The sequence below is a fragment of the Tomitella cavernea genome (genome assembly GCF_016599145.1).
Taxonomy (GTDB): Bacteria; Actinomycetota; Actinomycetes; order Mycobacteriales; family Mycobacteriaceae; genus Tomitella; species Tomitella cavernae.
In genome coordinates this window covers 1-25,315 of sequence record NZ_JAENKO010000008.1, presented here as the reverse complement: position 1 = coordinate 25,315, position 25,315 = coordinate 1, and the positions used below count along the sequence as shown (strand labels likewise).

Genomic DNA, 25,315 nt, shown 5'->3' with positions numbered 1-25,315 from the left:
GGGGCGCCGGCGACCGAGCCGGGCATGTTCGCGCTGGTGTTGCACAGCCACCTGCCCTGGCTGGCGCATCACGGCCGCTGGCCTGTCGGCGAAGAGTGGCTCTACCAGTCGTGGTCGGCGTCGTACCTTCCCGTCTTCGACGCGCTCGGCCGCCTGGCCGACGAGGGGCACACGAACCTGCTCACCTTCGGCATCACGCCCGTGCTCGCCGCGCAGCTCGACGACCCCCACTGCCTCACCGGCATGCACCATTGGCTGGGCAACTGGCAGCTGCGCGCCCACGAGGCCGCCCTCATCGACAGCGCGGCGGGAGCGGCCGGCACCGCCAGCAGCGTCGCCGCACTGCGCGAGCTCGGGACCCGGGAACATCGCGCATCCGACTGGGCCCTGGGCCAATTCGAATCGCGCTGGCGGCACGGCGCCTCCCCCGTGATCCGGCCGCTAGTGGAGTCCGGGGTGATCGAGCTGCTCGGCGGGCCGCTGGCGCACCCGTTCCAGCCCTTGCTGGACCCGCGCATGCGGACGTTCTCCCTGGAGGAGGGCCTCGAAGACGCCCACCGCCGCTGGAATCACCGCCCGCGGGGCCTGTGGGCCCCCGAATGCGCCTTCACCCCCGGCATGGAAGGCGACTACGCGCGCAGCGGCATCGACCACTTCATGGTGGACGGGCCGTCGCTGCGCGGCGACACGGCGCTGGGGCGCCCCGTCCGCGGCACCGACGTCGTCGCCTTCGGCCGCGACCTCACCGTCAGCTACAAGGTGTGGTCGCCCAAGTCCGGATATCCCGGGCACGGCGCGTACCGGGACTTCCACACCTACGACCACGACACCGGCCTCAAGCCGGCGCGCGTGACGGGCAAGACGACACCGCCACCGGACAAGAAGCCCTACGATCCCGCGCTGGCCGCGGCCGCGGTCGACAAGCACGTCGCCGACTTCATCGAGGTGATCCGCGCCCGGCTGCGCTCCGAGTCGGCGCGCATCGGCCGCGACGCGCTCGTCGTCGCCGCCTTCGACACGGAACTGTACGGGCACTGGTGGCACGAGGGACCGATGTGGCTGGAGAAGCTGCTGCGCGCGCTGCCGGAGGCCGGGATCCGCGTGGGCACCCTCGCCGACGCCCGCGCACAAGGCTACGTGGGCGAGCCCATCGACCTGCCCGAATCGTCCTGGGGCTCCGGCAAGGACTGGCGGGTGTGGGCCGGCGACCAGGTGAGCGACCTGGTGGCCCTCAATGCGGAAGTGGTGTCCGAGGCACTGGCCCACATCGACGCCATGCCCGCCCGCCTGCGCCGCCGGGACCCGGTCTCCGACCAACTGGTACGCGAGGCGCTGCTCGCCATCGCCAGCGACTGGGCGTTCATGGTCAGCAAGGACACCGCCGCCGGCTACGCGCGCGACCGGGCACACAAGCACGCGCACGCGATGCGGGAGATCGCCGCTGCCGCCGCCGCGGGCGACGACCGGCGGGCCGCGGCGCTGGCCGCGGCCTGGCGCAACGCCGACGGCCTCTTCCCCGACCTCGACGCGCGCCGGCTGCGGCACACGGCGGCGACCGCCGCCGCGCCTGCGGCCGCACGCGCACAGGAGGCGGCGCGGTGAGGATCCTCATGGTCTCGTGGGAGTATCCGCCTGTCATCGTCGGTGGGCTGGGCCGGCACGTCCACCACCTGGCGACGCACCTGGCCGCCCAGGGGCACGACGTGGTGGTGCTCTCGCGACACCCCTCCGGCACCGACGCGCACTCGCACCCCACCGTGGACCGCACCGCGGAGGGCGTGCGCGTGGTGGCGGTGGCCGAGGACCCGCCGCACTTCGTGTTCGGCGAGGACATGATGGCCTGGACCCTCGCAATGGGGCACGCCATGGTGCGTGCGGGCCTGGCCCTGGGCGCTGGCCTGTTGGACGGGCCTCGCGCCGGCGCGCCCTGGACCCCGCAGATCGTGCATGCGCACGACTGGCTGGTGGCCCACCCGGCGATCGCGCTGGCCGAGGACTTCCGGGTGCCACTGGTGAGCACCATCCACGCCACCGAAGCCGGACGCCACGCGGGCTGGGTCTCGTCCAACATGAACCGGCAGGTGCACTCGGTCGAGTGGTGGCTGGCCAACGCCTCGGACTCGCTCATCACCTGCTCGGAGTCGATGCACGACGAGGTCACCACGCTCTTCGGTCCGGACCTGCCGGAGATCACCACGATCCGCAACGGCATCAACCTGCAGACGTGGTCGTTCCGGCCCCGCTGCCGGTCCGCCGCGTCCGAGGGCCCGCCACGCCTGCTGTATGTGGGACGCCTGGAGTACGAGAAGGGCGTGCAGGACGCCATCGCCGCGCTGCCCGCCATCCACGACGAACACCCCGGCACCACGCTGACCATCGCCGGCGAGGGCACCCAGCGCCAATGGCTGGCCGATTGCGCGGCCGAACACGACGTGGCGGACGCGGTGCGGTTCCTCGGCAGGCTCGACCACGCAGAGCTCCTCGAGCAGCTGCACGCCGCCGACGCAGCGGTGTTGCCCAGTCGCTACGAGCCTTTCGGCATCGTGGCCCTGGAGGCGGCGGCCACGGGCACGCCGCTGGTCGCCTCCACCGCGGGGGGCCTGGGCGAGGCGGTGGTGGACGGGCGCACCGGCTACTCGTTCGCCCCCTCGGACCCCGACGACCTCGCCAAGGCCGTATGCCGGTCGCTGGAGGACCCCGAACGCACCCAGGACCTCGCGCGCACCGCCCACGTGCGCCTGACCACCGAGTTCACCTGGGAGCACGTGGCGGCGCAGACATCCGACGTCTACGCCGCCGCCGCGTGGCACGCACCGAAGCCGCTGGGCCGGCCGGTCATCGTCGCCCGGCCGCTGCCCGACCGGTGACGCTGCGCACCGCGCCGGGCGACCGCCGGGACACGGTCAGCCGCCCGGCGCCGTGCGCAGCGCCTGCTCCACGGCGAGCGCGATGACCAGCTGCCCCGCCGCCGTGGGGTGGAACGGCGCCGGATCGTCGACGCCCTGAACGTACGGCTGGGAGCTGCAGACCCCGTGGCCGCCGAAATCGGGCGACGCGGTACGGAATCCCGCGGCCGCGGCCGCCTTGGACAGCACCTGGTTGAGCGCGTCGAGGTCGCTGTGCAGCGCGTCCACCTTCTCGTCGGTCACCCCGAGCCCCTTGAGGCAGTCGGTGCCGCCCGAGAACGGGTCGTAGTACTCGTTGATGATCACCGCCGGATGGCGCGGCAGCTGCTGAAGCTGCGCCGCCAGTTGCAGCAGGTCCTGGCTGAAGTCGGCCAGCTGCTGCTGGTAGTAGGCCTGCAGCGCGCTGCTGGCGCAGTCGCCGGTGCCCGCGCACAGGCGCAGCATCCACGACCAGTTCACGTCATTCGCCCCCACGCTCACCACCACCAGGTCCGCGCGCGCCACCGCGTCCGCGCTCACCTGCGGGGGAAGGTTCATTCCGCCCGCCTGCTGCGGCCCGAGCAGTCCCGCGCGGATCGTCGCGCCCGAGCACGCGAGGTTGGTCACATCCCAGCCGTCCGCGCTCGCCAGGCTGACCGCGAACGCGTTGCGGCTGCGCCCGCAGGCCGTGTCCGCCGCGGTCGGGTTCTGCAGCGGCGGGTTTCCCAGGCCGGCAGCGGTGGAGTCGCCGATCACCGCGACCCGGGAGACCTCCTCGCCCACGGGCTGCGGGGGCCCGGCCACTTCGGGCAACGGCACTGCCCCCGTCAGCGCGGTGAGCGAATCGACCTGCCGCAGCTTTTCCGGCGCACTGTAGGCGGTCACCATGATCGCGCCCAGGTTGAGGCCCTCCGTCACCGCCAGGCCCACCACGATTAGGGCCACGCTGCGCCGCCACCCACGCCGCGCCCACCCCGCCAGCGCGCCGAAGAGCACCAGCGCGGCCAGCCCGGCCACGACGACCTGCCAGACGAAGAACCGCTTCCACCCGTCCACCAGCGCGTCCTGCAGCCGCCCGGCTGCCGCGGCGGGATCGCCGACGAACTGACTCAGCTGCGCCCCCATGGTGATCCGGTCGAGCGCCAAGCGCGGACGCACGGGGCCGGCGAAGTCGATCGCCGTGGCGATCCGCTGGCCGAACAAGTCCAGTTCGCCCGGACCGGACAGCGACCACGACGGGGCCGTCACGCCCACCCGGACCGTCTGCCCCGCTGCGCTGACCTGCTGCATCGGTGTCAGCCACAGTGCCACTGCGATCGCCCCCGCGGCGACCCCCACGATGAGCACGATCCAGGCCGCAGTGATCGCCGTTCGGCGCAGAACTCGCGACATGCCGCGCTCCTCTCCGGGTCGGCAGCGACCCCTGCCGCGCCGCTACCTCGCGGACTTCTTCCTTTCTATATCCGCCAGCGCCGCCGCGCGCTCAGCACGCTTGTCCGCAGCGTCCTCCCAGTCCTGCACCCGGTTGCGCACCACGCGCGCGGGCGCACCCACCGCGATGGAGAAGTCCGGGATCTCCCCCTTGACCACGGCGTGGGCGCCCAGCACGCAGCCGCGGCCCACAATGGTCCCGCGCAGCACCGACACCTTGGCCGCCAGCCAGTTGTCGGGGCCGATCCGGACCGGCGACTTCACGATCCCCTGGTCCTTGATGGGCAGGTGGATGTTCTCGGTGACGTGGTCGAAATCGGTGATGTAACACCAGTCGGCCACCAGCGTGGAGGCGCCGATCTCGATGTCCAGGTAGCAGTTGACCACGTTGTCCTTGCCGAAGACCACCTTGTCGCCGATGCGGAGCGAACCTTCGTGGCAACGGATCGCGTTGCCGTCGCCGATGTGCACCCACCTGCCGATCTCCAGGCGCGACAGGCCCGGCATCGAATGCATCTCGACGTTCTTGCCCAGGAACACCATGCCGCGCAGCACCACGTGCGGGTTGGCCAGACGGAACCGGAGCAGCCGGTAGTACCGCACCAGATACCAGGGGGTGTAGGCCTTGTTGCGCAGAACCCAGCGCAGCGAGGCCGGGGAGAGGAAGCGCGCCTGCTGCGGATCACCGCGCCGCGTACCCTGCCAACGCGTACGGAATGGTGCGCCCCACATGCTCGTCATGGTCCGCCAGCCTAAACCCACTGCCGCGTCCGGCCGCCACACGCCCACGTCCGGAAGCCCGGCGACCCCCGCGCGATAGGCTCACTGCGCATTGCCGCCGTCCGAGGAGCCCTGCATGCCGCCATTGTCGCACCGCCCGGCCGCACGTGCCGTCGTCTCCGCGCTGGCCGCGGCCGGCGTCGTCCTGCTGACGGGCGCGTGCGCCGATGTGGCGGAACCGATCCCCGCCTACCAGGACGGGTGGTCGGCGGTGCACGGCCAGGCCGACGGCTCCAACGCCGTGCGGGTGGACGCACCGCGCGCACCCGCCTTCCAGTGGTCCCGCGACGTGGGTGCGCAGCCCACGGGATTCGCCGCGTCGGGTCCGGACGGGCAGCTCATCGTCTCCGCGCACACAGACACCGGCTGCCAGATGTTCTCGTTCAACCTGGACACCGGCCGCAAGCAGTGGTGCACCTGGCAGAACATCGGAGCCGGGTCGATGTCGCCGCTGGTCGACCAGATGGCGGGCGTGTACACGGGCAACATCGGCAGCGCCGACTCGTTCGACGTGTTCGGGTCGGTCCGATGGCATACCCCCGTCATCGGCACGCCGCAGCCGCTGCAGTTCCTGGCCGACCGCGCGGTGCTCGCCGTTACGCACCTGGGACAGGTCAATGTGCTCAGCACCGTCACGGGCCGCAAGCTCGCGGCCTCCGTCGCACTCGCACCGACGGACTGGCCGCCGCCGCCCGACCAAGGCCTGGCGGACTGCGCGACTGCCGGCCCCGGCTGCCCTGTCGCGTTCGCACCGGCCGTCGACACCCGGACCGACGATTTCTACTTCCCCTTCCGCGCACCCGGCGTGGACGGCGCGGCGCTCGTCGCGATGAACTACACGCCCGGCGCCGGGCACGAGGCGGACATCAACCGCTCCGACAGCAACGCCGACGCCGACGGGACCATCGCCGAGCTGTGGCGCTCGCACCCCCTCCCCGGCGGCGTGTCGTCGGCCCCCGCGCTGTCGCCGGACGGCGACACCGTCTACGTGCTCGACGGGCGCGGCACGCTGTGGGCGCTCCGCGCCGACGACGGCTCCCCGCGCTGGCGGACGCCGCTGCACCTCACAGAGCCGTCCACCGTGTCGGTGTCACCCGACGGGCTCGTGCTCGCCGCCCCGCAACGGCCTGCGGGCACGGGCACCGGACAAGAGGCGGCCGCCGACGCCGAAGCGGGCGCCGGATCCGGAGCCGGTGCGGTGATCGCGGTGCGCGACGAGGGCGACGCCGCGCGCGTCGCCTGGCAGCGTCCGGAGATCCGGGCCACCGGCCCAGTCGCGATCTCCGGCAACGGCCATGGCTATCTGGTCACCGGAACGGACGAGGGCCGGACCGCGCTGACGGTCCTCGACCTGAGTGCCGGCAGCACGTTGTCCACCGCGCCGCTCGCGCCGGGCACCGGGGCGAGCGGCGTCGTCGTCGTGACCAATGCCGGACGGGTCGTCGTCGTCGGCGCCGGCGGACTCGTCTCCACCTTCGAGTAGAGCCGGCCCCTGAGCGGCGCGCCTGGTTCGGAGCGGCGCGGCTGGTTCTGAGCGGCACGGCTGGTCTGCTGGGCTGGTCTGCTGGACTGGTCTGCCCGGCCAGACGCACTCCGGTCAGTTCCCGCCCACCGTGGGCTCGCACACGAACGCCGTCGCGGCGCGCCCGACCCGGGTCACCACCAGGCTCAGCGACCGTGATCCGCGGGGTTTGAGCCTGCGCCGCAACGCGTCCGGGTCGACGTCCACCCCGCGCACCAGAACCTCCAGCGCCCCGCAGTCGTGCGCCCGCAGCACCTGCCGCAACGGCTTGTCCGCGAACCGCACATGCTCGAGCACCCGGTGCCCACGCACCCCGTCCGGCACGGCGTCGCCGGTGAGATAGGCGATGCGCGGATCCAGCTGCCACAGCCCGTGCGCGGCGGCGTAGTGGCGGACGAGCCCGGCACGCACCACGGCGCCGTCGGGGTCGACGATCCACCGACCGGGCGGCGCCTCCGGGATGCCGTCGGGCATGGCGTCGGTGTACCGCTCGTCCGCGCCGACGCTGCGCAGCACCGTCGCCCTGCGGCGCACGCCATGCTCCACGAGCGACTCCGACCACAGACATGCCTCGCGCACGCCGCCGTCGAGCGAGACCACCTCGACCTCGCCCCGCCAGCCGAGCGCCTCCGCATCCAGCCCCGGCGCGCACTTGATCACGAGGTCGCGGCCGGCGTACACGTCGATCAGCTCCGGCAGCGGCGGCGTCAAGGCCGCCGGGTCGTGCTTCCGGCGCCCGCCCGCGCGGCGGGCGGGGTCGGCCAGCACCACGGTGCCCGCGGTGACGGGCGCCAGCGCGTCCGCCCGCAGCAGGGCGATATCCGCACCGGCACCGGCACGGGGGGCGGGGACGGAGCCGATATTGTGCTGCGCCATCGCCAGCCGCACCGGGTCGATATCGCTGCCGACGACGTACGCGCACCGCCCGGCGAGCGCGGCCAGCTCGGCGCCCACCGAACAAGTGACGTCGTGCACCCGGCGCCCGGCGAGCCGGTGTGCCCGTGCCGCTGCCACCGGATGCGGTGTCGCCTGCTGCAGCGCGTCGTCGGTGAGCAGCCAGCGGTCCGCCTGCTCCAACTTCACCGTCGCCTTGCGGCGCAGGCGCACCGTCTCGATCAGCGCGGGCGCCCGGGAACCGAAACGCGCACGCACCGCGGCCAGGTCGGCCAGGTGCGTGCGCGTGGTCAACGGGTGCCGCGCCACCTCTGCGAGCGCGTCGCCGCCCTCGTCTGAGCGCAGATAGGCGACATCGTCGCCGGTGAACGCGAATCCCACCGGTGCGGTGTCAGCCCTGCGGCTTGGCGCCGGTGATGAGCACGTTGTAGAAGAACGCGCGCGGCACGAACCGTTGCAGGACGTTCTCGTCCAGCCAGGTGAGGCGCTTGTATCCGCCGAAGGCGAACCGCGCCCAGCCCCAGCCCAGCTTCCCCGCGGGCACGGCGGCCTCGAAGGTGCGCACCGGCCAGCCCAGCATCGCCGCGGCGAACTCCTCGGTGACCGCGTGCACGTCCTCGCCGCCCGCCGAGCGTGCGAGAGCCTCCAGGTGGGCGGGGTCGAAGGTGTGGATGTCCACGACCGCCTCGAGCGCCGCGGCGCGCGACGACTCGTCGAGCTCCTCCTGCGTGCGCCGCCACTGCCCCAGCCCGGGCAGGCGGGTCACGTTGGTGGCCGCGGCCCACGTGGCGCGGCTGAGCCAGCGCGCGTAGAAGTCACCCATCGTGGACGGTTCGCCGGCGAAGACGAACCGCCCGCCGGGCTTGAGCACCCGCAGCACCTCGCGCAGCGACTTCTCGACGTCCGGAATGTGGTGCAGCACTGCATGGCCCACCACCAGGTCGAAGGTTTCGTCGTCGTACGGGATCGTCTCCGCATCCGCCACGCGTCCGTCGACGTCCAGCCCCAGGTTCTCGGCGTTGCGCAGGGCCACCTTGACCATGCCGGGCGACAGGTCGGTGACGGAGCCCTTCTCCGCGATGCCGCTCTGCATCAGGTTGAGCAGGAAGAACCCAGTGCCGCAGCCCAGTTCCAGGGCGCGCCCGTACGGCAGCTCGGCCTGCGGCACCGCCTTGTCGAAGCGCCCCCGCGCGTACTCGATGCAGCGCTCGTCGTAGGAGATCGACCACTTGTCGTCGTAGGTCTCGGCCTCCCAGTCGTGGTAGAGCACCTGGGCCAGCTTGGTGTCCTGATAGGCGGCCTCCACCTGTTCGGCGGTGGCGTGCGGATTGGGAGCCGGGTCGGACGCGCCGGCGATGGAATCCACTGTCATGCTTTCACCCTCCTCGGCGGCGCTCAGCGCCCGGTGAATTCGGCTTTTCCGGGACCGTTCTCGACGAACGACTGCATGCCGATCTTCTGGTCCTCGGTGGTGAACAGTGCGGCGAACAGGCGCGCCTCGATGCGCAGCCCCGATTCGAGGTCGGTGTCGAGCCCCTCGTCGATGGCAGCCTTGGCGGCGGCGAGCGCACGGCCCGCCGCACCGACGAACCGCCCCGCCCAGCGGCGGGCGGCCTCGTAGACGTCGTCGGGGGCGACGACCTCGTCGACCAGCCCCATCGCCAGCGCGTCCTCGGCGCCCACGTGCCTGCCGGTGAAGACCATCTGCTTGGCCTTCGCGGGGCCCACGAGCCGGGCCAGGCGCTGCGTGCCGCCGCCGCCGGGGATGATGCCCAGCTGGATCTCCGGCACGCCCAACTTGGCGTTGTCGCCGGCGATGCGGCGGTCCGCGCTCAGCGCCACCTCGAGACCGCCGCCCAGGGCGTACCCGGTGACGGCGGCGACGGTGGGCTTGGCGATCTCGGAGACGACGCCGATCGCGCGCTGCAGACCGAGCGCCAGGCGGTCCATCTCCGCAGCCGTCATGCCGTCCATCTCCTTGATGTCGGCGCCGGCGGCGAAGAGCTTCTCGCCGCCGTAGACGATGACGGCGGCGACGTCGTCACGCTCGTCGGCCTCCCGCGCCGCCGCGACCAGCTCGCGCTGGACCTGGCGGTTGAGTGCGTTCATCGGGGGTCGGTGCAACCGGATGGTGCCGATGCCGGCGTCGACCTCGAGCGTTACGAATTCAGCCATGCACGCAGATTACCCGCCGCCGCCGGGGCGGCTTTCCGGTACCCGCGGGCACGTTCAACGCGGCATCGCCGCCAGGTACCGCTCACCGCCGTCGAAGTCGACACGCCACCCGGTGTCGGTGCGCACCAGGTCCGGTTGGACGGCGGAGATCTCGGGTTCCGCGGCCATCACCGCGGCGACCGAGTCGAATTGCGCCAGCGTGTCCAGCTGCGACCAGGTGGGCGGCAGCAGCATCGAACCGCCGGCCCGCCAATGGTCGATGGCCGCGGCCGGTGTGCTCCACAGCACCTCCGCCGCCTCGGACGTCTGGCCGTCCGCCTGCTGCCCGTCCGGGAGCGCCGCGACGAAGAAGTAGGTGTCGTACCGGCGCTTCTCGCCGATCGGGGTGATCCAGTGCGACCATGGCCGCAGCAGTTCGGTGTCGAAGGTCAGGCCCTCACGGGTGAGGAACTCGGCGAAACCGTAGCTGTGCGCCTCCAGCTCCGGGCGCGCGCCGGCGTAGGGGGCCGTGTCCACCACGGCCGTGCCCGGCTCCGCGCCCGCCAGCAGGACGCCGCACTCTTCGAATGTCTCGCGCGCCGCGGCGCACACGAGCCGGCGCGCGCGTGCCTCGTCCACGCCCAGCCGCCCGGCCCACCAGTGCGCCTCCGGGCCGGCCCATGCCAGCGAGGCGTCGGAATCCGACCCGTCCACCCCGCCGCCGGGGAACACCGTCATCCCGCCCGCGAACGCCATGCCCGCCACCCGGCGCACCAGGAACACCTCGATGCCCGCCGCACCGTCGCGCAGGAGCATCACGGTGGAGGCGTCCTTGGGCTCGGGGACGGGGGCGTCCGCGTCGACGTTGAGCGGCAGTGACATGTGGCACCTTCCTCTGGAGTCCGATCCGTCTCGCGGGCCGTGCGGTGATCCGCGCGCGGCGGCCCGGCCCGCGCGGCTCACGCCCGGTGGCGGCCGGCCACCCGGCTGCGGCGGGCGAAGTAGCGGCCGTCCACCGCGTCGAGCGCGATGGATTGCCGGAACGCGGCCGAAAGGTTCTCGGCGGTGATCACGTCGTCGATCAGCCCCTGGGCCACCACGCCGCCCTCGCTGAGCAGCAGCGCATGGCTGAACCCCGGCGGAATCTCCTCGACGTGGTGGGTGACGAGCACCGTCGCGGGCGCGTCCGGGTCCGCGGCCAGCACTGCCAGACGCGCCACGAGGTCCTCGCGCCCGCCCAGGTCCAGCCCGGCCGCCGGCTCGTCCAGCAGCAGCAGCTCGGGGTCCGTCATCAGCGCGCGGGCGATGAGGACGCGCTTGCGTTCGCCCTCCGACAGCGTGCCGTACATGCGGTCCGCCAGATGCTCGGCGCCCAGGCTCTCGAGAAGCTCGTGCGCGCGGTCCACATCCATCCGGTCGTAGGATTCGCGCCACCGCCCCAGCACCGCATAGCCCGCGGAGATGACGAGGTCGAAGACCGTCTCCTCGCCCGGGATGCGGGCCGCCAGCGCCGACGACGACAGCCCGATCCGGGGGCGCAGTTCGGAGGTGTCGACCCGCCCCATCACCTCGCCGAGGATGTGCGCGGAGCCGGCGGAGGGGAACTCCTGTGCCGCCGCCAGCCGCAGCAGAGAGGTCTTGCCGGCGCCGTTGGGGCCCAGCACCACCCAGCGCTCGTCCAGCTCCACGCGCCAGCTCAGCGGGCCGACGAGCGTGGCACCGCCGCGGCGCAGGTGGACGTCCTGCAGGTCGATGAGAAGATCGGGATCAGGTTCACGCACACCCCCATCTTGGACCAGTACGGAATCGGCGGCGCGGACGGTGCCCGGTTGCACGTGTCGCCCCCCTCACCCGCCGCCGTGCCAGCCCCCGTTCGACCGCACCCGCCCGTCCGCACCCGGAAGCGCACCGACATGACCCGCCCGCCCGCAGAGCCCCCGCCCGGCGACGCCGCCGCGCTGCTCCGCGTCCTGCGCCTCGAGCACCCGGATCCGCACGCCGTGCTCGGCGCCTTCCCGCACCCCGGCGGGACCGTCGTGCGGGTGCTCAAACCGGGCGCCACCGCGGTGTCGGTGCGCACCGCGGACGCGCTGCACCCGCTCGCGCCCGTCGACCCGCGCCCCGCCGACGGGCGCGGCGGCCCGCATCCTGGCACGTTCGCCGCGGTCCTCCCGGTGGCAGCCGGGGAGGACTACCGGCTCGTCGTCACCTATCCGCCGGGCCGCACCTATGTGACGCCCGACGGATACACCATGCCCACCACCGTCCCGGGGGACACGCCCCGCCGCCTCGCCGCGGGCACGCACCGCCGGCTGTGGGAGGCCCTGGGTGCACGCCCGACGATGATGGGCACGCCCACGGGCGCGGTGTCCGGAACCGCCTTCGCCGTGTGGGCCCCGCATGCACGGGGGGTCGCGGTCATCGGCGGGTTCGACGGTTGGTCGGAGCTCGGCGCCCCCATGCGCCGCCTGCCGGGCACCGGGGTGTGGGAGGTGTTCGTCCCCGGCGTCGGCCCGGGCGAGCTCTACAAGTTCCGCATCCGTGCCCCCGACGGGACCCTCGCCGACCGTGCCGACCCGATGGCCCGGTGGGCGGAGGCGCCGCCGAACACGGCGTCGCGCGTGACCGCGGAGCGGCACCGGTGGCGCGATGACGCGTGGCTGCGGCGCCGGGCCGCCGTCGATCCGCGGCGCCGCCCGATGTCCGTCTACGAGGTGCACCTGGGCTCGTGGCGCCCCGGCCTCGACTACGACGGGTTGGCCGCCGAACTCGTGCCGTATGTCGCACACCTCGGGTTCACCCACGTGGAGCTGCTGCCGGTGGCCGAGCACCCCTACGGCGGTTCGTGGGGCTACCAGGTGACCTCGCAGTTCGCTCCTACCGCCCGCTTCGGCGACCCCGACGGCCTCCGCAGGCTGGTGGACGCCTTCCACGCGGCCGGAATCGGGGTGATCGCCGACTGGGTCCCCGCGCACTTCCCGCGCGACGGCTGGGCACTCGCCCGCTTCGACGGCGAGGCACTGTACGAGCCGGGCGATCCGCTGCGCGCCGACCATCCGGACTGGGGCACGCTCACCTTCGACCTCGCCCGTCCCCAGATCCGCGCGTTCCTGCTGTCCTCCGCGCTGTATTGGATCGAACGGTTCCACCTCGACGGCCTGCGCGTCGACGCGGTGGCGTCGATGATCTACCGCGACTACTCGCGCCGGGCAGGGCGCTGGACGCCGAACGCGCGCGGAGGCCGCGAGGACCTCGCGGCGGCCGGCTTCCTGCGCGAGCTCACCGCCACTGTCTCCCGCCTGCACCCCGGGGTGAGCCTCATCGCCGAGGATTCGTCGCTGCGGCCGGGCACCACGGCCCCCGCCGCGCGAGGCGGCCTGGGGTTCACCTTCCGGTGGAACCTCGGGTGGATGCACGACACCCTGGGTGCGGGCGGACCGCTGCCCGGTGGAGGCCCGCCCGCCCGCGCCGCCCGCACCCTCGACTACGCCTGCGACGAGCACTACGTGTTGCCGATCAGCCACGACGAAGTGGTGCACGGCAAAGGAACGCCGTGGCAACGGTTCTCCGGACCGCCCGAGCAACGTGCGGAGCGGGTCCGCGCGCTGCTGGCGGCCATGTGGGCGCACCCGGGCAAAAAGCTGCTGTTCATGGGGCAGGAATACGGCCAGGCCTCGGAGTGGTCCGACCTCTACGGCCCCGACTGGGGACAACTGCGCGACCCGCTCCACGACGGCGTGCGCGCGCTGGTGGCCCGGCTCAACGCGCTGTACCGGTCGATCCCTGCGCTGTGGCTCGACGACGGCACGCCCGGCGGCGTCGCCCGTCTCACCGCGGCCGAGGACCCCCGGGTGCTCGCCTTCGCCCGCCACACCGCGCACGCCCCGGCGCTCGCGTCCTCGGTGATCTGCGTGGCGAACCTGTCGGACCTCCCCGTGGACACGCGGATCCGGTCCCCCTTCGCCGGCGCCTGGCGGGTCGCAGTCGACACCGGACACCGCGAGCCCGCCCGTGTCCGCATCGACGGGGAAGTCGACAGCGGCGATGGCGCGGACGAGGCGGGGGCGCTCCGGATCCGCGTCGCCCTGCCCGCCCGCAGTACCGTGTGGTTGGTCCGCGACCCGGCGGGCCGATCACCCCGTTGAGGAGCACCATGCCGACGAGGCCCCCGCGAGCCCGCCGTCCGCGGCGCCCGTCGGCCCGTGCGGCCGCGGCGGCGGCAGCGTCGTGCGCCCTCATCGCCGCGGGATCGGCGTGCACCGTCACCACCGACGGCTCGGCCCGCCCGCAGGCCGCATCGACCGACACCGTCGCCGGCATGCCGGTCACTGACGGTCCCAGCGGCCCCCGTGCCGACGCGCCCGCCCCGCAGGTGCAGGTGGCCGGAGGCACGCACGGCCGCATCGACACGCTCGCCGCGGACGCTGTCGACGACCTGGGCAGATTCTGGGCCGAGACGTTCCCCCGCGCCTTCCACCGCCCGTTCACCCCGGTCGCGCGGTTCGTCTCGTGGGATTCGGCGGACCCGCAGGCGCCGGGACCGCTGTTCTGCGGCGACCCCACCGACGGCGTCGCCAACGCCGGCTTCTGCCTCTCCCGCAATGAGATCGGCTGGGACCGCGGGCCGCTGTTATCGGACCTCGTCGCTCAGTACGGCGACCTCGCCCCTGTGGTGGTGCTCGCCCACGAATACGGCCACGTGGTGCAGTACCAGACCGGGGTGCGCACCACGCAGGCGCCGACGATCGTGCTCGAGCAGCAGGCGGACTGCTACGCGGGGGTGTTCCTGCGCCACGTCGCCGAGGGCGGCTCCACGCACTTCACCATGAACACCACCGACGGCCTGGAGTCCGCGCTGGCGGTGCTCGTCGGTATCCGCGATGCGCCCGACGATGCGGGGTTCGGCGGCTCCGAGCACGGGTCCGCCTTCGAACGGATCACCGCGTTCCAGGAGGGCTTCAGCGGTTCCGCGTCGGCGTGCGCGGAACTCGACGCCGCGGACGTGGACGCGCGCCGGGTGGCGGTGCCGCTCGCGGCGCTCGGGGCCGGTGACCCCGCCCCGCGGCCGGTCGACGAGGCCGTGCTCGACGCCGTCGCCGCGTCGTTCGCGGCGATGCTCTCCGATTCACGGCTCCCCGATGTGCGGCTCCCGGAGCCCGACACCGACGACCCCACCGGCGGATGCGACCGGTCCACCTCGCCGGCGACCTTCTGCGCCTCCACCGGCGCCGTCGCCGCGGACCTGCCCGCATTGGCCGCGCTGGCCGACGGCGGGCCGCAGGGGCTCGGCGGCGACTTCACCGCGCTCAGCGCCGTCGTGTCCCGGTATGCGCTGGCCGCCGCCGACGCGCGCGGTGCCACGCTGGCCGGTGGCCGGGCCGCCCTGCGCACGGCCTGCACGACCGGCGCCTGGTCCGCCTATCTGGGACAGACCTCAGGAGGCGCGGCCACGAGCGCCGGCGGGCCGCAGGCAGGCGGCGCGCCCCGGGGCGAAGGGCTCCGACTGCGCCCCGGCGACTTGGACGAGGCGGTGGCCGGGCTGCTCGACGGCGGGCTCATCGCCGCCGACATCGACGGCACCACCGTGCCGAGCGCGTTCGCCCGGCTCGACGCGTTCCGCGACGGCTTCACCGGAGGCGTGCACACATGCCGCACGATCTATCCGTGACGCCCACGATGGCGACCCTCGACGCCGGGGCTCCGCTCAGTACATGGCGTTGGCCAGGCCCCGCCGCGCTCGGATGACGTGTTCGTCCGCAGGGTCGAACAGGTCGAAGAGCTCGAGCAGCCGCGTCCGGGCCGTCGCCTTGTCCTCGGGTGCACCGGTGCGCACCACCGAGATGAGCCGGCCGAACGCGGCGTCCGGCTGCTGCGCGAGCAGCTCGGCGTCCGCCGCGCGCAGCTGCTTGTCCACCTCGCCTGGCGCGGCGTCCGCCGTCGCGACGGCGTCGCCGGGAGCCTCCTGCGCCCGCACGAGGAAACGCAGTTGCCGCACGGCCGCGGTCGCCTCCCCGTGGCCGGGCTCGTCGGCGAGGACCTGTTCATAGGCCGCGATGCTGCCGGGCAGGTCGCCCGCGTCCATGAGCTCCTCTGCGGCGACCAGCCGGGGGTCGCGGGCGGGCTCGCCCTCCTCCTCCGCCTGGGGCAGGCCGGAGAGCTGGCCCGCGGTGGCGTCGAGGATCCCGGAGATCCACTGGTCCAGCTCCGCCTCGGAGATCATCCCGGCGAACGCGTCCACCGGCCGTCCCGCCGCGACGGCGAGGACCGTCGGCACCGATTGCACCCCGAACGCCTGCGCGATGCGCGGCGCGCTGCGGATGTCCACCGTGGCCAGGACCCACTGGCCCGCGGCGGCCACCGCCGCATGCTCCAGCGTCGCGTCAAGCTGCACGGACTGCGGATACTCCGCCGCGCCGATCGACACGACCACCGGGACCTGCATGGAGCGTTGCAGGACCTCCGTCTCGAAGTCGGCCTCGCCGACGGCCACGACCGGGCGAATGCCATCGGCGCCCGCCGGGGGCTGCTCCTGCGGGGGACGCTGCGGCTGGGCGAGCCCGGCGAGATCCACAGCGCCGGACATCGCTGCCGCCATCGACGCGGACGGGGGCCTGGAACCTGGACTAGTCACGGATGCCAGTCTGCCACGAGCGCCGGCTCAGGCGCGCGCCCCGGCCTGGTCCTTCTGCGCGTCACCGTCCTGCTCGCCCGTGGCGCCCTGCGGCGTGGTGAGCGACAGCTCGGCGAGCAGCCCGTTGCGCACCGCCCAGCGCTCGAACACGATGGTGCCGAACGGCGGTACCGACGAGATCAGCGCGAGCAGCGTCACCTTGGCATTCCACTTGAGCGCGCGTGCAGTGGCCAACGTGACCAGCACGAAGAGCATGAAGCCGGTGATCCCGTGCAGCATCCCGGGGATCTTGACGGCTTCGTCGTATCCGAACCCCCACTTGAACACCATCGCCACCAGCAGGGCCAGCCAGGTGACCGCCTCCCAGAAGGCGACGAGGCGAAAACGCTTCGCCGGGGTCGAGAGGTCAAAGAATTCGGCCATGGCGTCCATTGTGCCCGGCCGGCTTCGGGCCGGATACGCCTCCGGCGTGTGATGTGCGTCAACGCACGGCCGCCCGCCGTACGCGGCGGGCGGCTGTGCGAGCGGTATCGCGGCCGTGCGGTCGGAGCTATTGCGCGGGAACCGTCACGATGAGGGCGTCGCCCTGCCCGCCCCCGCCGCACAAGCCTGCCGCGCCGGTGCCGCCGCCGCGGCGACGCAGCTCGTTGACCAGCGAGAGCACGATGCGCGCTCCGGACATGCCCAGCGGGTGGCCGATGGCGATGGCGCCGCCGTTGACGTTGACCTTCGCCGGGTCGATGCCCAGCTGCCGCGTGGACGCGATGCCGACCGCCGCGAACGCCTCGTTGATCTCCACCAAGTCGAGATCCCCCGGCTCGATCCCCTGCCGGGCGCAGGCCTTGGCGATCGCGTTGGCGGGCTGCTGCTGCAGCGTCGAATCGTCCGGCCCCGAAACCACGCCGTGGCGGCCGATCTCCGCGATCCAGCTCAGCCCCAGCTGCTGCGCCTTCTCCTTGCTCATGACCACCACGGCGCAGCCGCCGTCGGAGATCTGCGAGGCGGTGGCCGCGCTGATGGCGCCTTCGGGGCGGAACGCCGGCCGCAGCCGCGACAGCGATTCCGCTGTGGTGTCCGCCCGGATGCCCTCGTCCTCGCGGACCTCCAGCGGCTCGCCCTTGCGCTGCGGCACCGAGACCGGAACGACCTCGTCGGCGAAGAGCCCGTCCTTCCACGCGCGGGCCGCGTTCTGGTGCGACGCCGCGGCGAAGGCGTCCATGTCCGCACGCGCGATGGGGTCGGAATCGTTCTTCTGCTCGGTGAGCAGGCCCATCGACTGGTCGGTGAACACGTCCTCGAGGCCGTCGTGGTTCATGTGGTCCACCAGCGCGGTGTCCCCGAACTTCACCCCGGACCGGCTGCCCAGCAGCATGTGCGGGGCCTGGCTCATAGACTCCTGACCGCCCGCCACGACGACGTCGAACTCCCCGGCGCGGATGAGCTGACCGGCCAGCGCGATCGCGTCCAGCCCGGACAGGCAGACCTTGTTGACAGTCAGCGCGGGGACGTTCATCGGGATACCGGCCTTGACCGCGGCCTGGCGCGCAGGGATCTGCCCCGCGCCCGCCGTGAGCACCTGCCCCATGATCACGTACTCGACCTGGTCCGGGCGCACACGCGCCTTCTCGAGCGCCCCGGCGATGGCGATTCCGCCGAGATCGGCCCCCGAGAAATCCTTGAGGGCGCCCATCAGGCGGCCCACCGGGGTGCGGGCCCCGGCGACGATGACTGAACTGCTCACGAAGAATCCTCTCGTGTTTCGACTGCGGCCGCGGCGCGGCACCGGAGGGGTCGTTCCCTGATCGTCCGTCCGGGCTTGGATCGTCCGTCCGGGCTTGGATCGTCCGTCCGGGCTTGGATCGTCCGTCCGGGCTTGGATCGTTCGTCCGGGCCGGGCTCGACCGCGGAACGCGGGTGGGCGCGCGCGACTGCCCCACCCGCCACGATACCGTCGGGGCCATGACAGAGAACACCGCCACCGCGGGCAGCATCACAGGGCGCTACGTCACCGCCATCGACCACGTGGGCATCGCCGTCCCCGATTTCGACGCCGCCGTCCAGTGGCACCGCGATCACCTGGGCCTCGTCCTCGCCCACGAGGAGATCAACGAGGAGCAGGGCGTCCGCGAGGGAATGCTCTCGCCCGCCGGCACCGCGTTCGGCACCGACACCGCGATCCAGATCCTGGCGCCCCTCGACGACGAGTGCGCGATCGCGAAGTTCATCGCCCGCTCCGGGCCCGGCCTGCAGCAGCTCGCCTACCGGGTCACCGACGTCGAGGCGCTGTCCGCCGAGCTGCGCGCAGCGGGGGTCCGTCTGCTCTACGACGCCCCGCGGCACGGCACCGCGGACTCGCGCATCAACTTCATCCACCCCAAGGACGGCGGCGGCGTGCTCATCGAACTCGTGGAGCCGGCGGCCGCCGCGCACTGAACCGCCGCGCCGGGTACAGGCCGGTCACGGGGCAGGCACGGCGAGGTCACGGTCTTCCCGCCCCGTCCGGCGATCCGCACGCGCCTCCGGCGCCGCCGCGCCTCCCGGCGGTACCGTGGCAGGCATGTCGTACTCGCCAGATCCGTCGGCCTTCTCCAACCGCTTCGACGTCGTGCGCAAGGGCTACGATCGCGACCAGGTGGTCGAGTTTCTGCGCCGCCTCGACGCCGAGCTGCGCCTCACCGCCACCGACCGGGACGCCGCGGCCGCGCAGGCGAGCGACCTCGCCGCGCAACTCGACGACGCGCGCGACGAGATCGACCAGTTGCGCAGCGAGATCGACAGACTCTCAGTGCCTCCCACCACGGCGGAGGGCATGAGCGACCGCATCTCGCGCATGCTGCGGCTCGCCTCGGACGAGACCGCGGAGATGCGCGCCCGCGCGGAGGCGGAGGCCGCGGAGATCCGTTCGGTGGCCGCCCAGGACGCCGACGAGCTGCAGAAGCGGCACGAGGGCCGTCTGCGTGATCTCGAACGCCGCCGTGAGGCGCTCGAGTCGGAGCACGAGCACACCATGGAGCTCGCCCGCACCCAGGCCGGCCGCACCCTCGAGGCGGCCGAGGCGGAGCGCGACCGGCTCGACGAGGAGGCCCGGGTGCGAAGGGATCGCACCTACGAGGACCTGCAGAAGCACATCGAGGAGACCAAACGCGTCGCGGCGGCCGAGGCCGACAGGCGCATCAAGGCGGCCACCCAGGAGGCCGGCCGGCGGATCACCCGCGCGCGGGCCGATTTCGAAACGCTCCGCACCATGCGTTCGCACGCCCTGGAGCAGCTCATGGAGGTGCGGACCTCGCTCGACGACGTCGCCGCCGTGCATCAGCGGGTCCGGACCGAGCGCGCTCCGGCCGAATCCGACTTCGACTGGTACGAACAGAACGCCGCCGAGCCCGCCGGGCAGGAAGCGGCAGCGCAGGTCTCCCCGGTGCAGGATGCCCCAGCGAAGGCATCAACGGTGCAGGAGCCCGGCGGGCAGAACGCGCCGGCTCCGACCCGCGTGGATGATCGGACCGCACCGGGCCCCGGAACGTCCACGGGCCGGAAACCGCGCACCCCCGGCGACAAGGACGGGGACTCGGGCGGCGACGAACCGTCCACCCGCACCATCGCCACGGCCACCTCCGCGCGCCGCTGACGAGGTCGGCCGTCACGACCAGCGACGGGTGACGCCGCGGGTGCGGCGGGAACGCCAGCAGCCGGAGTGCCAATGCCTGCGCTCGCCGGCCCCGCCGAAGGCGTCCTCCGGCCAGGCCACGACGTGTGCCACCGACGGCGCTATCTCGTGGTCGCACCCCGGGCACCGGTAGCGCTTGACCGCGCGCGCGGCCGGGATCCGCCGGACGTGGAAATCAGCGCCGTCCGGGCCGGGCTCGACGTGCGCGAACGCGTCGACGCGCAGCGGAGCCGCCGGCCGCGCCGCACCACGACGATGCTTCCTCCTGGACACGGGCCGAGTGTAACCGTCCGGCGCCGCGCGCTCAGAACAGCCGGAACTCGTCGCTTTCGATGCCGCGGAGCTCGTCGTAGTCGAGGACGACGCAGCGTATCCCCCGGTCCTCGGCGAGCGTGCGCGCCTGCGGCCTGATCTGCTGTGCAGCGAAGACGCCCTGCACCGGGGCCAGCTGGGGGTCGCGGTTGAGCAGCTCGAGGTAGCGCGTGAGCTGTTCGACCCCGTCGATCTCCCCGCGGCGCTTGATCTCGACCGCGACGGATCCGCCCCCCGAATCCCGGCACATCAGGTCCACAGGGCCGATCGCTGTGGGAAACTCCCTGCGCACCAGCGAGTACCCGTCGCCGAGTGTCGTCACATGCTCGGCCAGCAGCTCCTGGAGATGGGCCTCGACGCCGTCCTTGATCAGGCCGGGATCCTCGCCCAGCTCATGCGTGGAGTCGTGCTCGATCTCCTCGATGAGGATGCGCAGGGTGTCACCCGTCTTGTTCACCACCGTCCACTCGCCGTCCGCCTCGGTGATCCAGCACGGGGGCGTCATCCAGTTGAGCGGCTTGTACGCGCGGTCGTCGGCGTGCACGCTGATCGAGCCGTCGGCCTTGAGCATGAGCAGGCGACGGGCCATGGGCAGATGGGCGGTGAGCCGGCCGCTGTAGTCGACCTGGCACCGGGCGATGACGAGACGCACCCGACCACCTTAAGTCCCGCCGCCCCGCACACCGGGACCCGCTCCCCTATGCTCGGCAATCATGCAGGCGGGGCGGGTGAGCATCAGGCGGCGAGCGCGGGCGCCGCTGGGGTCGCGCATCCTCGGTTCGGGCGACGAGTCCATCGCGCGACGCCGTATCCGGGTTCAGACACTGCTCACCGTCGTCTTGCTCACCTGCAATCTCGTCGGCGCGGCCACCGCGATCGTGCTCATCGCCGTGGTCGTCCCCGGCCCGCCCGTCTTCGCCTCACGGCTGTGGCTGCTCGACTTCGCGCTCGTGCCCGCGGTGACGGTCGCCGCGTTCGTGATCGGGCTGGTCTGGATCACCCGGGGCTCGCTGCGGCGACTGCGGTGGGCCATCCGGGGCGAACCCGCCACCGCGCGGGACCTGCGGACCACCCTCGCGATGCCGTTCCGGATCACTGTGCGGCAGGCGGTGCTGTGGTACGCGAGCGCGGCGATCATCACGGCCGCCTACGCCACCCGAGACCTCGACTACATCGCCCCGATCGCATTCACCGTCGTTTTCTCCGGCACCGTCACGTGCGCCACCAGCTATCTGTTCAGCGAGTTCGCCCTGCGCCCCACCGCCGCCCAGGCCCTGGCGTCGGCCCCGCCCACGCGCGTGCGCCGCACCGGCGTGACCACGCGGATGGTGGCCGCATGGCTGATCGGCACGGGCATCCCGGTGCTGGGACTGATGATCATCGCGGTCACCACACTCACCGTCGGTTCCCGGTCGGTGGCCGACCTGGCGATCCCCGTCTTCGCCCTGGGCGGCGTCACACTCGCGGTGGGACTGCTGCTGACCCTGCTCGTGTGCGCGTCCACCCTCGCCCCGATCAATTCGGTCCGCTCGGCGATGGCGGAGGTCGAGCGCGGGCGACTGGACGCCGAGGCGGTCGTGTTCGACGGCACCGAACTGGGCGAGCTGCAGCGCGGCTTCAACGAGATGGCGCGCGGACTGCGCGAGCGCGAGCGCATCCGCGAAGTGTTCGGGCGGCACGTGGGGCACGAGGTCGCCGCGTTCGCGCTGTCCGGCGACTTCGACGCGGCCGGGCGCGAGGTCGAGGTCGCCGTGCTGTTCGTCGACCTCATCGGGTCCACCGCACTCGCGGCGCACCGGCCGCCGGCCACGGTGGTCGCGCTGCTCAACCGCTTCTTCGCCGTTGTCGTCGACGAGGTCGACCTTCGGAGCGGACTGATCAACAAGTTCGAGGGGGATGCCGCCCTGGCGGTGTTCGGCGCCCCGGCACCTGTCGCTGACCCGTGCACGGCGGCCCTCGAGACCGCGCGGACCATCGGCGACCGCCTCCGCGCCGAGGTGCCCGAGCTGGCCGCCGGCATCGGAGTCTCCTACGGCTCCGCGGTGGCCGGGAACATCGGCGCGCACCGCCGCTATGAGTACACGGTGATCGGCGACGCGGTGAACGAGGCCGCCCGGTTGTCGGAGTACGCGAAGCGCCTCAATCCGCACACCGTCGCGGCGGAGGCGTCGTGGCAGGAGGCGAACCCCGCCGAGCAGCGACTCTGGCGGGCGGCCGGTGAGACCGCACTGCGCGGGCGCACGGCCCCCACCGCACTGTTCGTTCCGTGCGACGGCGGAGCCCGGACCAACGATTAGGCCGTTCGGCTGACATCGACTCCCCGATTCGGGAACCGATACGGACATTCTGTCGGTGACGGGGTGCACAATCTACTTCATAGACACCAAGGCGGCCGGCCGGTCGCCGCCCGATACCGATGCCTGCGCCGTTCTCGGCGCCTGCAGCCCAGTCGGGACGTACAGCGTTGCCGGGACATGTGCCGCCCCGCATCGCATTGCGCCTCGCTCGTGCAGGATCGCCACGGCGGCAGCGGTCCGACGCCGTCGGGCCGACGACGGTGCGGGCGGCAGCTTACGGCCTCGGGAGGAAGCCTCATGGATTTCGAGATCGACGCGGGGACCGGCTACAACTACGGCACCGCATCCAACACCGCGTTCTACGAGCTCATGTTGGCGCAGTATTCGGCCGAGCTGGCCGCCGGCACCGCCTCGCCCGCCAGCGACCCGGGCCTGCTGTGGTTGACGTTCGAGGGCATCGCGCGTCGCGACGCCCGGGTCGACTGGTCCGCACATCGTGGAGCGCTGGCCGGAAACCGCTGGCTTCCCATCCTCTACGAGGTCGACGAGGACTGCGGCCTCGGCGACGCCTCGATAGACGACGAATATGACCTGGCGCTCTTCGACGAGGAGAGCCTCGCGGGATGCCGCACACGCCTGACCGCGCTCCTGTCGCTGGCGGACGGACCGGGGGTCACCGAAAACTTCGACCTCGTCGAGCTCGCCCGGGACATCCACGCGGCCACCGGCGGGTACGACCCTCTCGCGCTGGCACGCGCCGAGCTCCTGATGCTGGCCGAGGGGCGCCGCCGCGCTGCGCACTGAGCTTCTTCCGCATCGTCACGGAATGCCCAGCCAGCGCCGCCGATACAATTGCGCAGTGGGCGACGAGTGACAGTTGACGGCGCCTGCATGCGTCCGACCGTCGACGCGAACACGACCGCCAGCGCTGCGTTGGCAATCCGACGGACCATGGACTTGCATCGCGCCCCTGACACGATCCCGACGGTGCCCGCCCACACCCCAATGTCCTCCCCGTGAACGACATCCGCGGCCAGAGCGCCTACGCCGACGAATACCTTCCACGAAGCCGCGGTCGGGAACTGCTCCATGCTCGGCGAGCCGCCCGCCTGGCCGGACTCGACGAACTCATCGACGACATCGGCACACGAGCCGACGAGATCCTCGAACGCACCCTAGCCATCCTCGACGAGGAGGCAGCGACAACAGGGCGTGTGCAGAGCACTTCTGACATCCGTGCAGCCGACTTCTGAGAACGACACTAGTGCACATCATGCACCTCACAGATGTAGTAGATTTGTAGTATTGTCACGGCGGATTGGCGGCACCGTAGCGAACACATGTGGCAACGTCACCAGGTACGGACCGCTGAGGCCGACGAAGCAATTGCCGATGTCGCCGCCGTGCGGTTTGCCCCAGACCCAGCCAGCACGTCCGGTCTGGGAGTTCGAGTGCTCGGATACAGCCACACCCGTCGGCAGGTGCTGACGGTGATCCTGGTCCACCGCCACGGCAGCAGTTACTACGGCGCCAACGGCTGGGCATCGAACAGCAGTGATCGACGGCGGCACGAAGAAGGCGAGTAGCAGTGGGTACACCAGAAGATGTACGTCTCGTGCAGGCGGAATCGGAAAACACGCGTGACCAGACGCTACCGGCTGACACCAAGGGCGAACGGCGCGGTGCGCCGCGGTCGGTGGTGCAATCGGTGCGCCTGCCTGCGGACGCGTTCACCGAAATCGAGCACTGTGCCGAAGAGGCCGGCGTCCCCACAAGTGCCCTGATCCGCGGATGGGTACTCCACGCCCTCGCTGCGGAACGCGGCACATCGCTGAAGGACGCCATCGACCATCTCGCCAGTGAAACCGAACGCCTACGCCGCATCGCCGCCCGCACCGACGTCGCCTGACCGCCTCGCCGCCAGCGCTGTTGTTATAACGCCTCCAGTTTTTCCCGCAGCCCGCGTGCGCCTTTTGCGAGCAGTGAGGCGACAGCGGGACGCAGAAGTATCTCGATCCACCGCAAGGCCCCGTGGAAGGCAAACTCCACCTTGTATTGCACCTGGGATCCTGCGCCGTCAGCGCAGACGGTGATCGTGTCGTAGGCAGTCACTGCCGCGTTCTCCCCGCGCAGCGCGATCAGTCGGCCAGGAGTGATCGCCACTACGGTGTACACGAGCTTGGAGGTGCGTCCGGCGAATCGCGACGTGTTGGCGTAGCGGGTGCCGACACCGCCATCGCCGTCGAGCAACACAGTCGTGACGGTGCCGGGCTCCCACTCGGTGGTCGTGGTGAAGTCAGCGAGGTAGTCGAACACCGCCTTCGGCGCGGTACGTGTGCTGACGGTTCGGTGCATCGTGATCATCAAAGAACCCCTGACGTGATCTGCAGCCCAGGCAAGCCGCCGCCGCAGGCGGCCTGAGCCCTTGCCAGGGTCGCCTGAAGGATCCGGCCCCAAGCCCCGGCTGTCGCCGTACCGGATCTACCGGCGCCTGTAGTTTGGGGACGATACTGCAGCAATGACCACCTGTGCCATCATCTGGTACCGCCGAGATCTGCGTCTGGCGGACCTGCCCGTCATCCTTGCGGCAGCCGACAGCGCCGACACCGCGCTGGTGATGACGCTCGTTGAAATTCCCCAGTTGTGCTCACCGAAATTCCCCAGTCTGGGTCGCTCCGTCGCATGAGGCGGGCCTCCCTGGATGCTGGTGGTCTCTGACCACACACCAGCCTTCCAGGGAGG

At 72.2% G+C, this 25,315-nt stretch carries 26 protein-coding genes; 13 read left to right on the top strand and 13 right to left on the bottom strand.

All coding sequences use genetic code 11. The features are described from left to right. Positions 1-24 precede the first annotated feature (24 nt). Together JJ683_RS05015 and JJ683_RS05010 are read left to right on the top strand one after the other, a co-directional pair. The gene (locus JJ683_RS05015; protein WP_200171931.1) at positions 25-1,602 is read left to right on the top strand and encodes a 1,4-alpha-glucan branching protein domain-containing protein; all 1,578 of its coding nucleotides are present in this window, start codon (positions 25-27) and stop codon (positions 1,600-1,602) included. After that, complete coding sequence (locus JJ683_RS05010; protein WP_200171845.1) at positions 1,599-2,867, top strand: glycosyltransferase family 4 protein; 1,269 nt, start codon at positions 1,599-1,601, stop codon at positions 2,865-2,867. The genes JJ683_RS05015 and JJ683_RS05010 overlap by 4 nt, the downstream gene beginning before the upstream one ends. A gap of 36 nt (positions 2,868-2,903) precedes the next feature. Here JJ683_RS05010 and JJ683_RS05005 read toward each other — a convergent pair whose 3' ends face one another. Both JJ683_RS05005 and JJ683_RS05000 read right to left on the bottom strand, forming a co-directional pair. Further along, positions 2,904-4,277, bottom strand: coding sequence for a GDSL-type esterase/lipase family protein (locus tag JJ683_RS05005; RefSeq protein ID WP_200171843.1), 1,374 nt, complete (start codon positions 4,275-4,277; stop codon positions 2,904-2,906). Between the two features lie 42 nt (positions 4,278-4,319). Further along, on the bottom strand, positions 4,320-5,057 hold the full coding sequence (locus JJ683_RS05000) for an acyltransferase (protein WP_200171841.1): 738 nt from the start codon (positions 5,055-5,057) through the stop codon (positions 4,320-4,322). A 115-nt stretch (positions 5,058-5,172) separates the two neighbouring features. Between JJ683_RS05000 and JJ683_RS04995 the strand changes: the two genes are divergently transcribed. Beyond that, positions 5,173-6,579 carry an outer membrane protein assembly factor BamB family protein gene (locus tag JJ683_RS04995; protein WP_200171839.1) on the top strand — a complete coding sequence of 469 codons (1,407 nt, stop codon included), beginning with the start codon at positions 5,173-5,175 and terminating at the stop codon, positions 6,577-6,579. A 114-nt stretch (positions 6,580-6,693) separates the two neighbouring features. Here the strand turns inward: JJ683_RS04995 and JJ683_RS04990 are convergent, their stop codons facing one another. The 5 genes from JJ683_RS04990 to JJ683_RS04970 all read right to left on the bottom strand — a co-directional run bounded on the left by JJ683_RS04990 (position 6,694) and on the right by JJ683_RS04970 (position 11,447). Further along, on the bottom strand, positions 6,694-7,893 hold the full coding sequence (locus tag JJ683_RS04990; protein ID WP_200171837.1) for a THUMP-like domain-containing protein: 1,200 nt from the start codon (positions 7,891-7,893) through the stop codon (positions 6,694-6,696). Positions 7,894-7,903: 10 nt separating this feature from the next. Next, on the bottom strand, positions 7,904-8,884 hold the full coding sequence (locus JJ683_RS04985; RefSeq protein WP_200171835.1) for a class I SAM-dependent methyltransferase: 981 nt from the start codon (positions 8,882-8,884) through the stop codon (positions 7,904-7,906). 23 nt (positions 8,885-8,907) lie between these two features. Next, complete coding sequence (locus tag JJ683_RS04980) at positions 8,908-9,687, bottom strand: enoyl-CoA hydratase/isomerase family protein (protein ID WP_200171833.1); 780 nt, start codon at positions 9,685-9,687, stop codon at positions 8,908-8,910. 54 nt (positions 9,688-9,741) lie between these two features. Continuing rightward, positions 9,742-10,548 (bottom strand): NUDIX hydrolase, encoded by an 807-nt coding sequence (locus tag JJ683_RS04975; RefSeq protein ID WP_200171831.1) that lies wholly within the window; start codon positions 10,546-10,548, stop codon positions 9,742-9,744. 77 nt (positions 10,549-10,625) lie between these two features. Next, positions 10,626-11,447: an ABC transporter ATP-binding protein gene (locus tag JJ683_RS04970; protein WP_182348560.1), complete on the bottom strand. Its 822-nt coding sequence runs from the start codon at positions 11,445-11,447 to the stop codon at positions 10,626-10,628. Between the two features lie 132 nt (positions 11,448-11,579). Between JJ683_RS04970 and glgB the strand changes: the two genes are divergently transcribed. Continuing rightward, positions 11,580-13,811, top strand: a complete 2,232-nt coding sequence (gene glgB / locus JJ683_RS04965; RefSeq protein ID WP_200171829.1) for a 1,4-alpha-glucan branching enzyme — start codon at positions 11,580-11,582, stop codon at positions 13,809-13,811. Between the two features lie 8 nt (positions 13,812-13,819). After that, positions 13,820-15,334 carry a neutral zinc metallopeptidase gene (locus JJ683_RS04960; RefSeq protein WP_200171827.1) on the top strand — a complete coding sequence of 505 codons (1,515 nt, stop codon included), beginning with the start codon at positions 13,820-13,822 and terminating at the stop codon, positions 15,332-15,334. A 36-nt stretch (positions 15,335-15,370) separates the two neighbouring features. Here JJ683_RS04960 and JJ683_RS04955 read toward each other — a convergent pair whose 3' ends face one another. The 3 genes from JJ683_RS04955 to JJ683_RS04945 all read right to left on the bottom strand — a co-directional run bounded on the left by JJ683_RS04955 (position 15,371) and on the right by JJ683_RS04945 (position 18,038). Then, positions 15,371-16,249, bottom strand: a complete 879-nt coding sequence (locus tag JJ683_RS04955; protein WP_200171929.1) for a tetratricopeptide repeat protein — start codon at positions 16,247-16,249, stop codon at positions 15,371-15,373. A 75-nt stretch (positions 16,250-16,324) separates the two neighbouring features. Beyond that, positions 16,325-16,720, bottom strand: coding sequence for a DUF3817 domain-containing protein (locus JJ683_RS04950; RefSeq protein WP_200171826.1), 396 nt, complete (start codon positions 16,718-16,720; stop codon positions 16,325-16,327). A 127-nt stretch (positions 16,721-16,847) separates the two neighbouring features. After that, complete coding sequence (locus JJ683_RS04945; protein WP_200171824.1) at positions 16,848-18,038, bottom strand: acetyl-CoA C-acetyltransferase; 1,191 nt, start codon at positions 18,036-18,038, stop codon at positions 16,848-16,850. Positions 18,039-18,256: 218 nt separating this feature from the next. On the opposite strand from JJ683_RS04945, the gene mce reads away from it, so the two are divergent. Together mce and JJ683_RS04935 are read left to right on the top strand one after the other, a co-directional pair. Next, positions 18,257-18,730, top strand: coding sequence for a methylmalonyl-CoA epimerase (gene mce, locus JJ683_RS04940; protein ID WP_200171822.1), 474 nt, complete (start codon positions 18,257-18,259; stop codon positions 18,728-18,730). 124 nt (positions 18,731-18,854) lie between these two features. Beyond that, positions 18,855-19,925: a coiled-coil domain-containing protein gene (locus JJ683_RS04935; protein ID WP_200171820.1), complete on the top strand. Its 1,071-nt coding sequence runs from the start codon at positions 18,855-18,857 to the stop codon at positions 19,923-19,925. 12 nt (positions 19,926-19,937) lie between these two features. On the opposite strand, the gene JJ683_RS04930 is transcribed toward JJ683_RS04935, so the two are convergent. Together JJ683_RS04930 and nucS are read right to left on the bottom strand one after the other, a co-directional pair. After that, positions 19,938-20,237, bottom strand: coding sequence for an Rv1322 family protein (locus JJ683_RS04930; protein ID WP_200171818.1), 300 nt, complete (start codon positions 20,235-20,237; stop codon positions 19,938-19,940). Positions 20,238-20,268: 31 nt separating this feature from the next. After that, a complete protein-coding gene (nucS, locus tag JJ683_RS04925) occupies positions 20,269-20,928 on the bottom strand; it encodes an endonuclease NucS (protein ID WP_200171816.1) in 660 nt (219 codons plus the stop codon). A gap of 61 nt (positions 20,929-20,989) precedes the next feature. Here nucS and JJ683_RS04920 point away from each other — a divergent pair, with 61 nt between their 5' ends. The 5 genes from JJ683_RS04920 (at position 20,990) to JJ683_RS04905 (ending at position 24,482) form a co-directional block, all read left to right on the top strand. Continuing rightward, positions 20,990-22,573 (top strand): adenylate/guanylate cyclase domain-containing protein, encoded by a 1,584-nt coding sequence (locus tag JJ683_RS04920; RefSeq protein ID WP_207279947.1) that lies wholly within the window; start codon positions 20,990-20,992, stop codon positions 22,571-22,573. 297 nt (positions 22,574-22,870) lie between these two features. After that, positions 22,871-23,377, top strand: coding sequence for a hypothetical protein (locus tag JJ683_RS04915; RefSeq protein ID WP_200171812.1), 507 nt, complete (start codon positions 22,871-22,873; stop codon positions 23,375-23,377). Positions 23,378-23,589: 212 nt separating this feature from the next. Then, entirely contained in the window at positions 23,590-23,826 is a 237-nt protein-coding gene (locus JJ683_RS04910) for a hypothetical protein (RefSeq protein ID WP_200171810.1), read from the top strand. A gap of 198 nt (positions 23,827-24,024) precedes the next feature. After that, positions 24,025-24,159, top strand: coding sequence for a hypothetical protein (locus tag JJ683_RS19415; protein WP_277952078.1), 135 nt, complete (start codon positions 24,025-24,027; stop codon positions 24,157-24,159). Positions 24,160-24,161: 2 nt separating this feature from the next. Further along, complete coding sequence (locus tag JJ683_RS04905; protein WP_200171808.1) at positions 24,162-24,482, top strand: hypothetical protein; 321 nt, start codon at positions 24,162-24,164, stop codon at positions 24,480-24,482. A gap of 23 nt (positions 24,483-24,505) precedes the next feature. Here the strand turns inward: JJ683_RS04905 and JJ683_RS04900 are convergent, their stop codons facing one another. Continuing rightward, positions 24,506-24,937 carry an SRPBCC family protein gene (locus JJ683_RS04900; protein WP_200171806.1) on the bottom strand — a complete coding sequence of 144 codons (432 nt, stop codon included), beginning with the start codon at positions 24,935-24,937 and terminating at the stop codon, positions 24,506-24,508. Between the two features lie 154 nt (positions 24,938-25,091). On the opposite strand from JJ683_RS04900, the gene JJ683_RS04895 reads away from it, so the two are divergent. Further along, a complete protein-coding gene (locus tag JJ683_RS04895; RefSeq protein ID WP_200171804.1) occupies positions 25,092-25,259 on the top strand; it encodes a hypothetical protein in 168 nt (55 codons plus the stop codon). Positions 25,260-25,315: the final 56 nt, after the last annotated feature.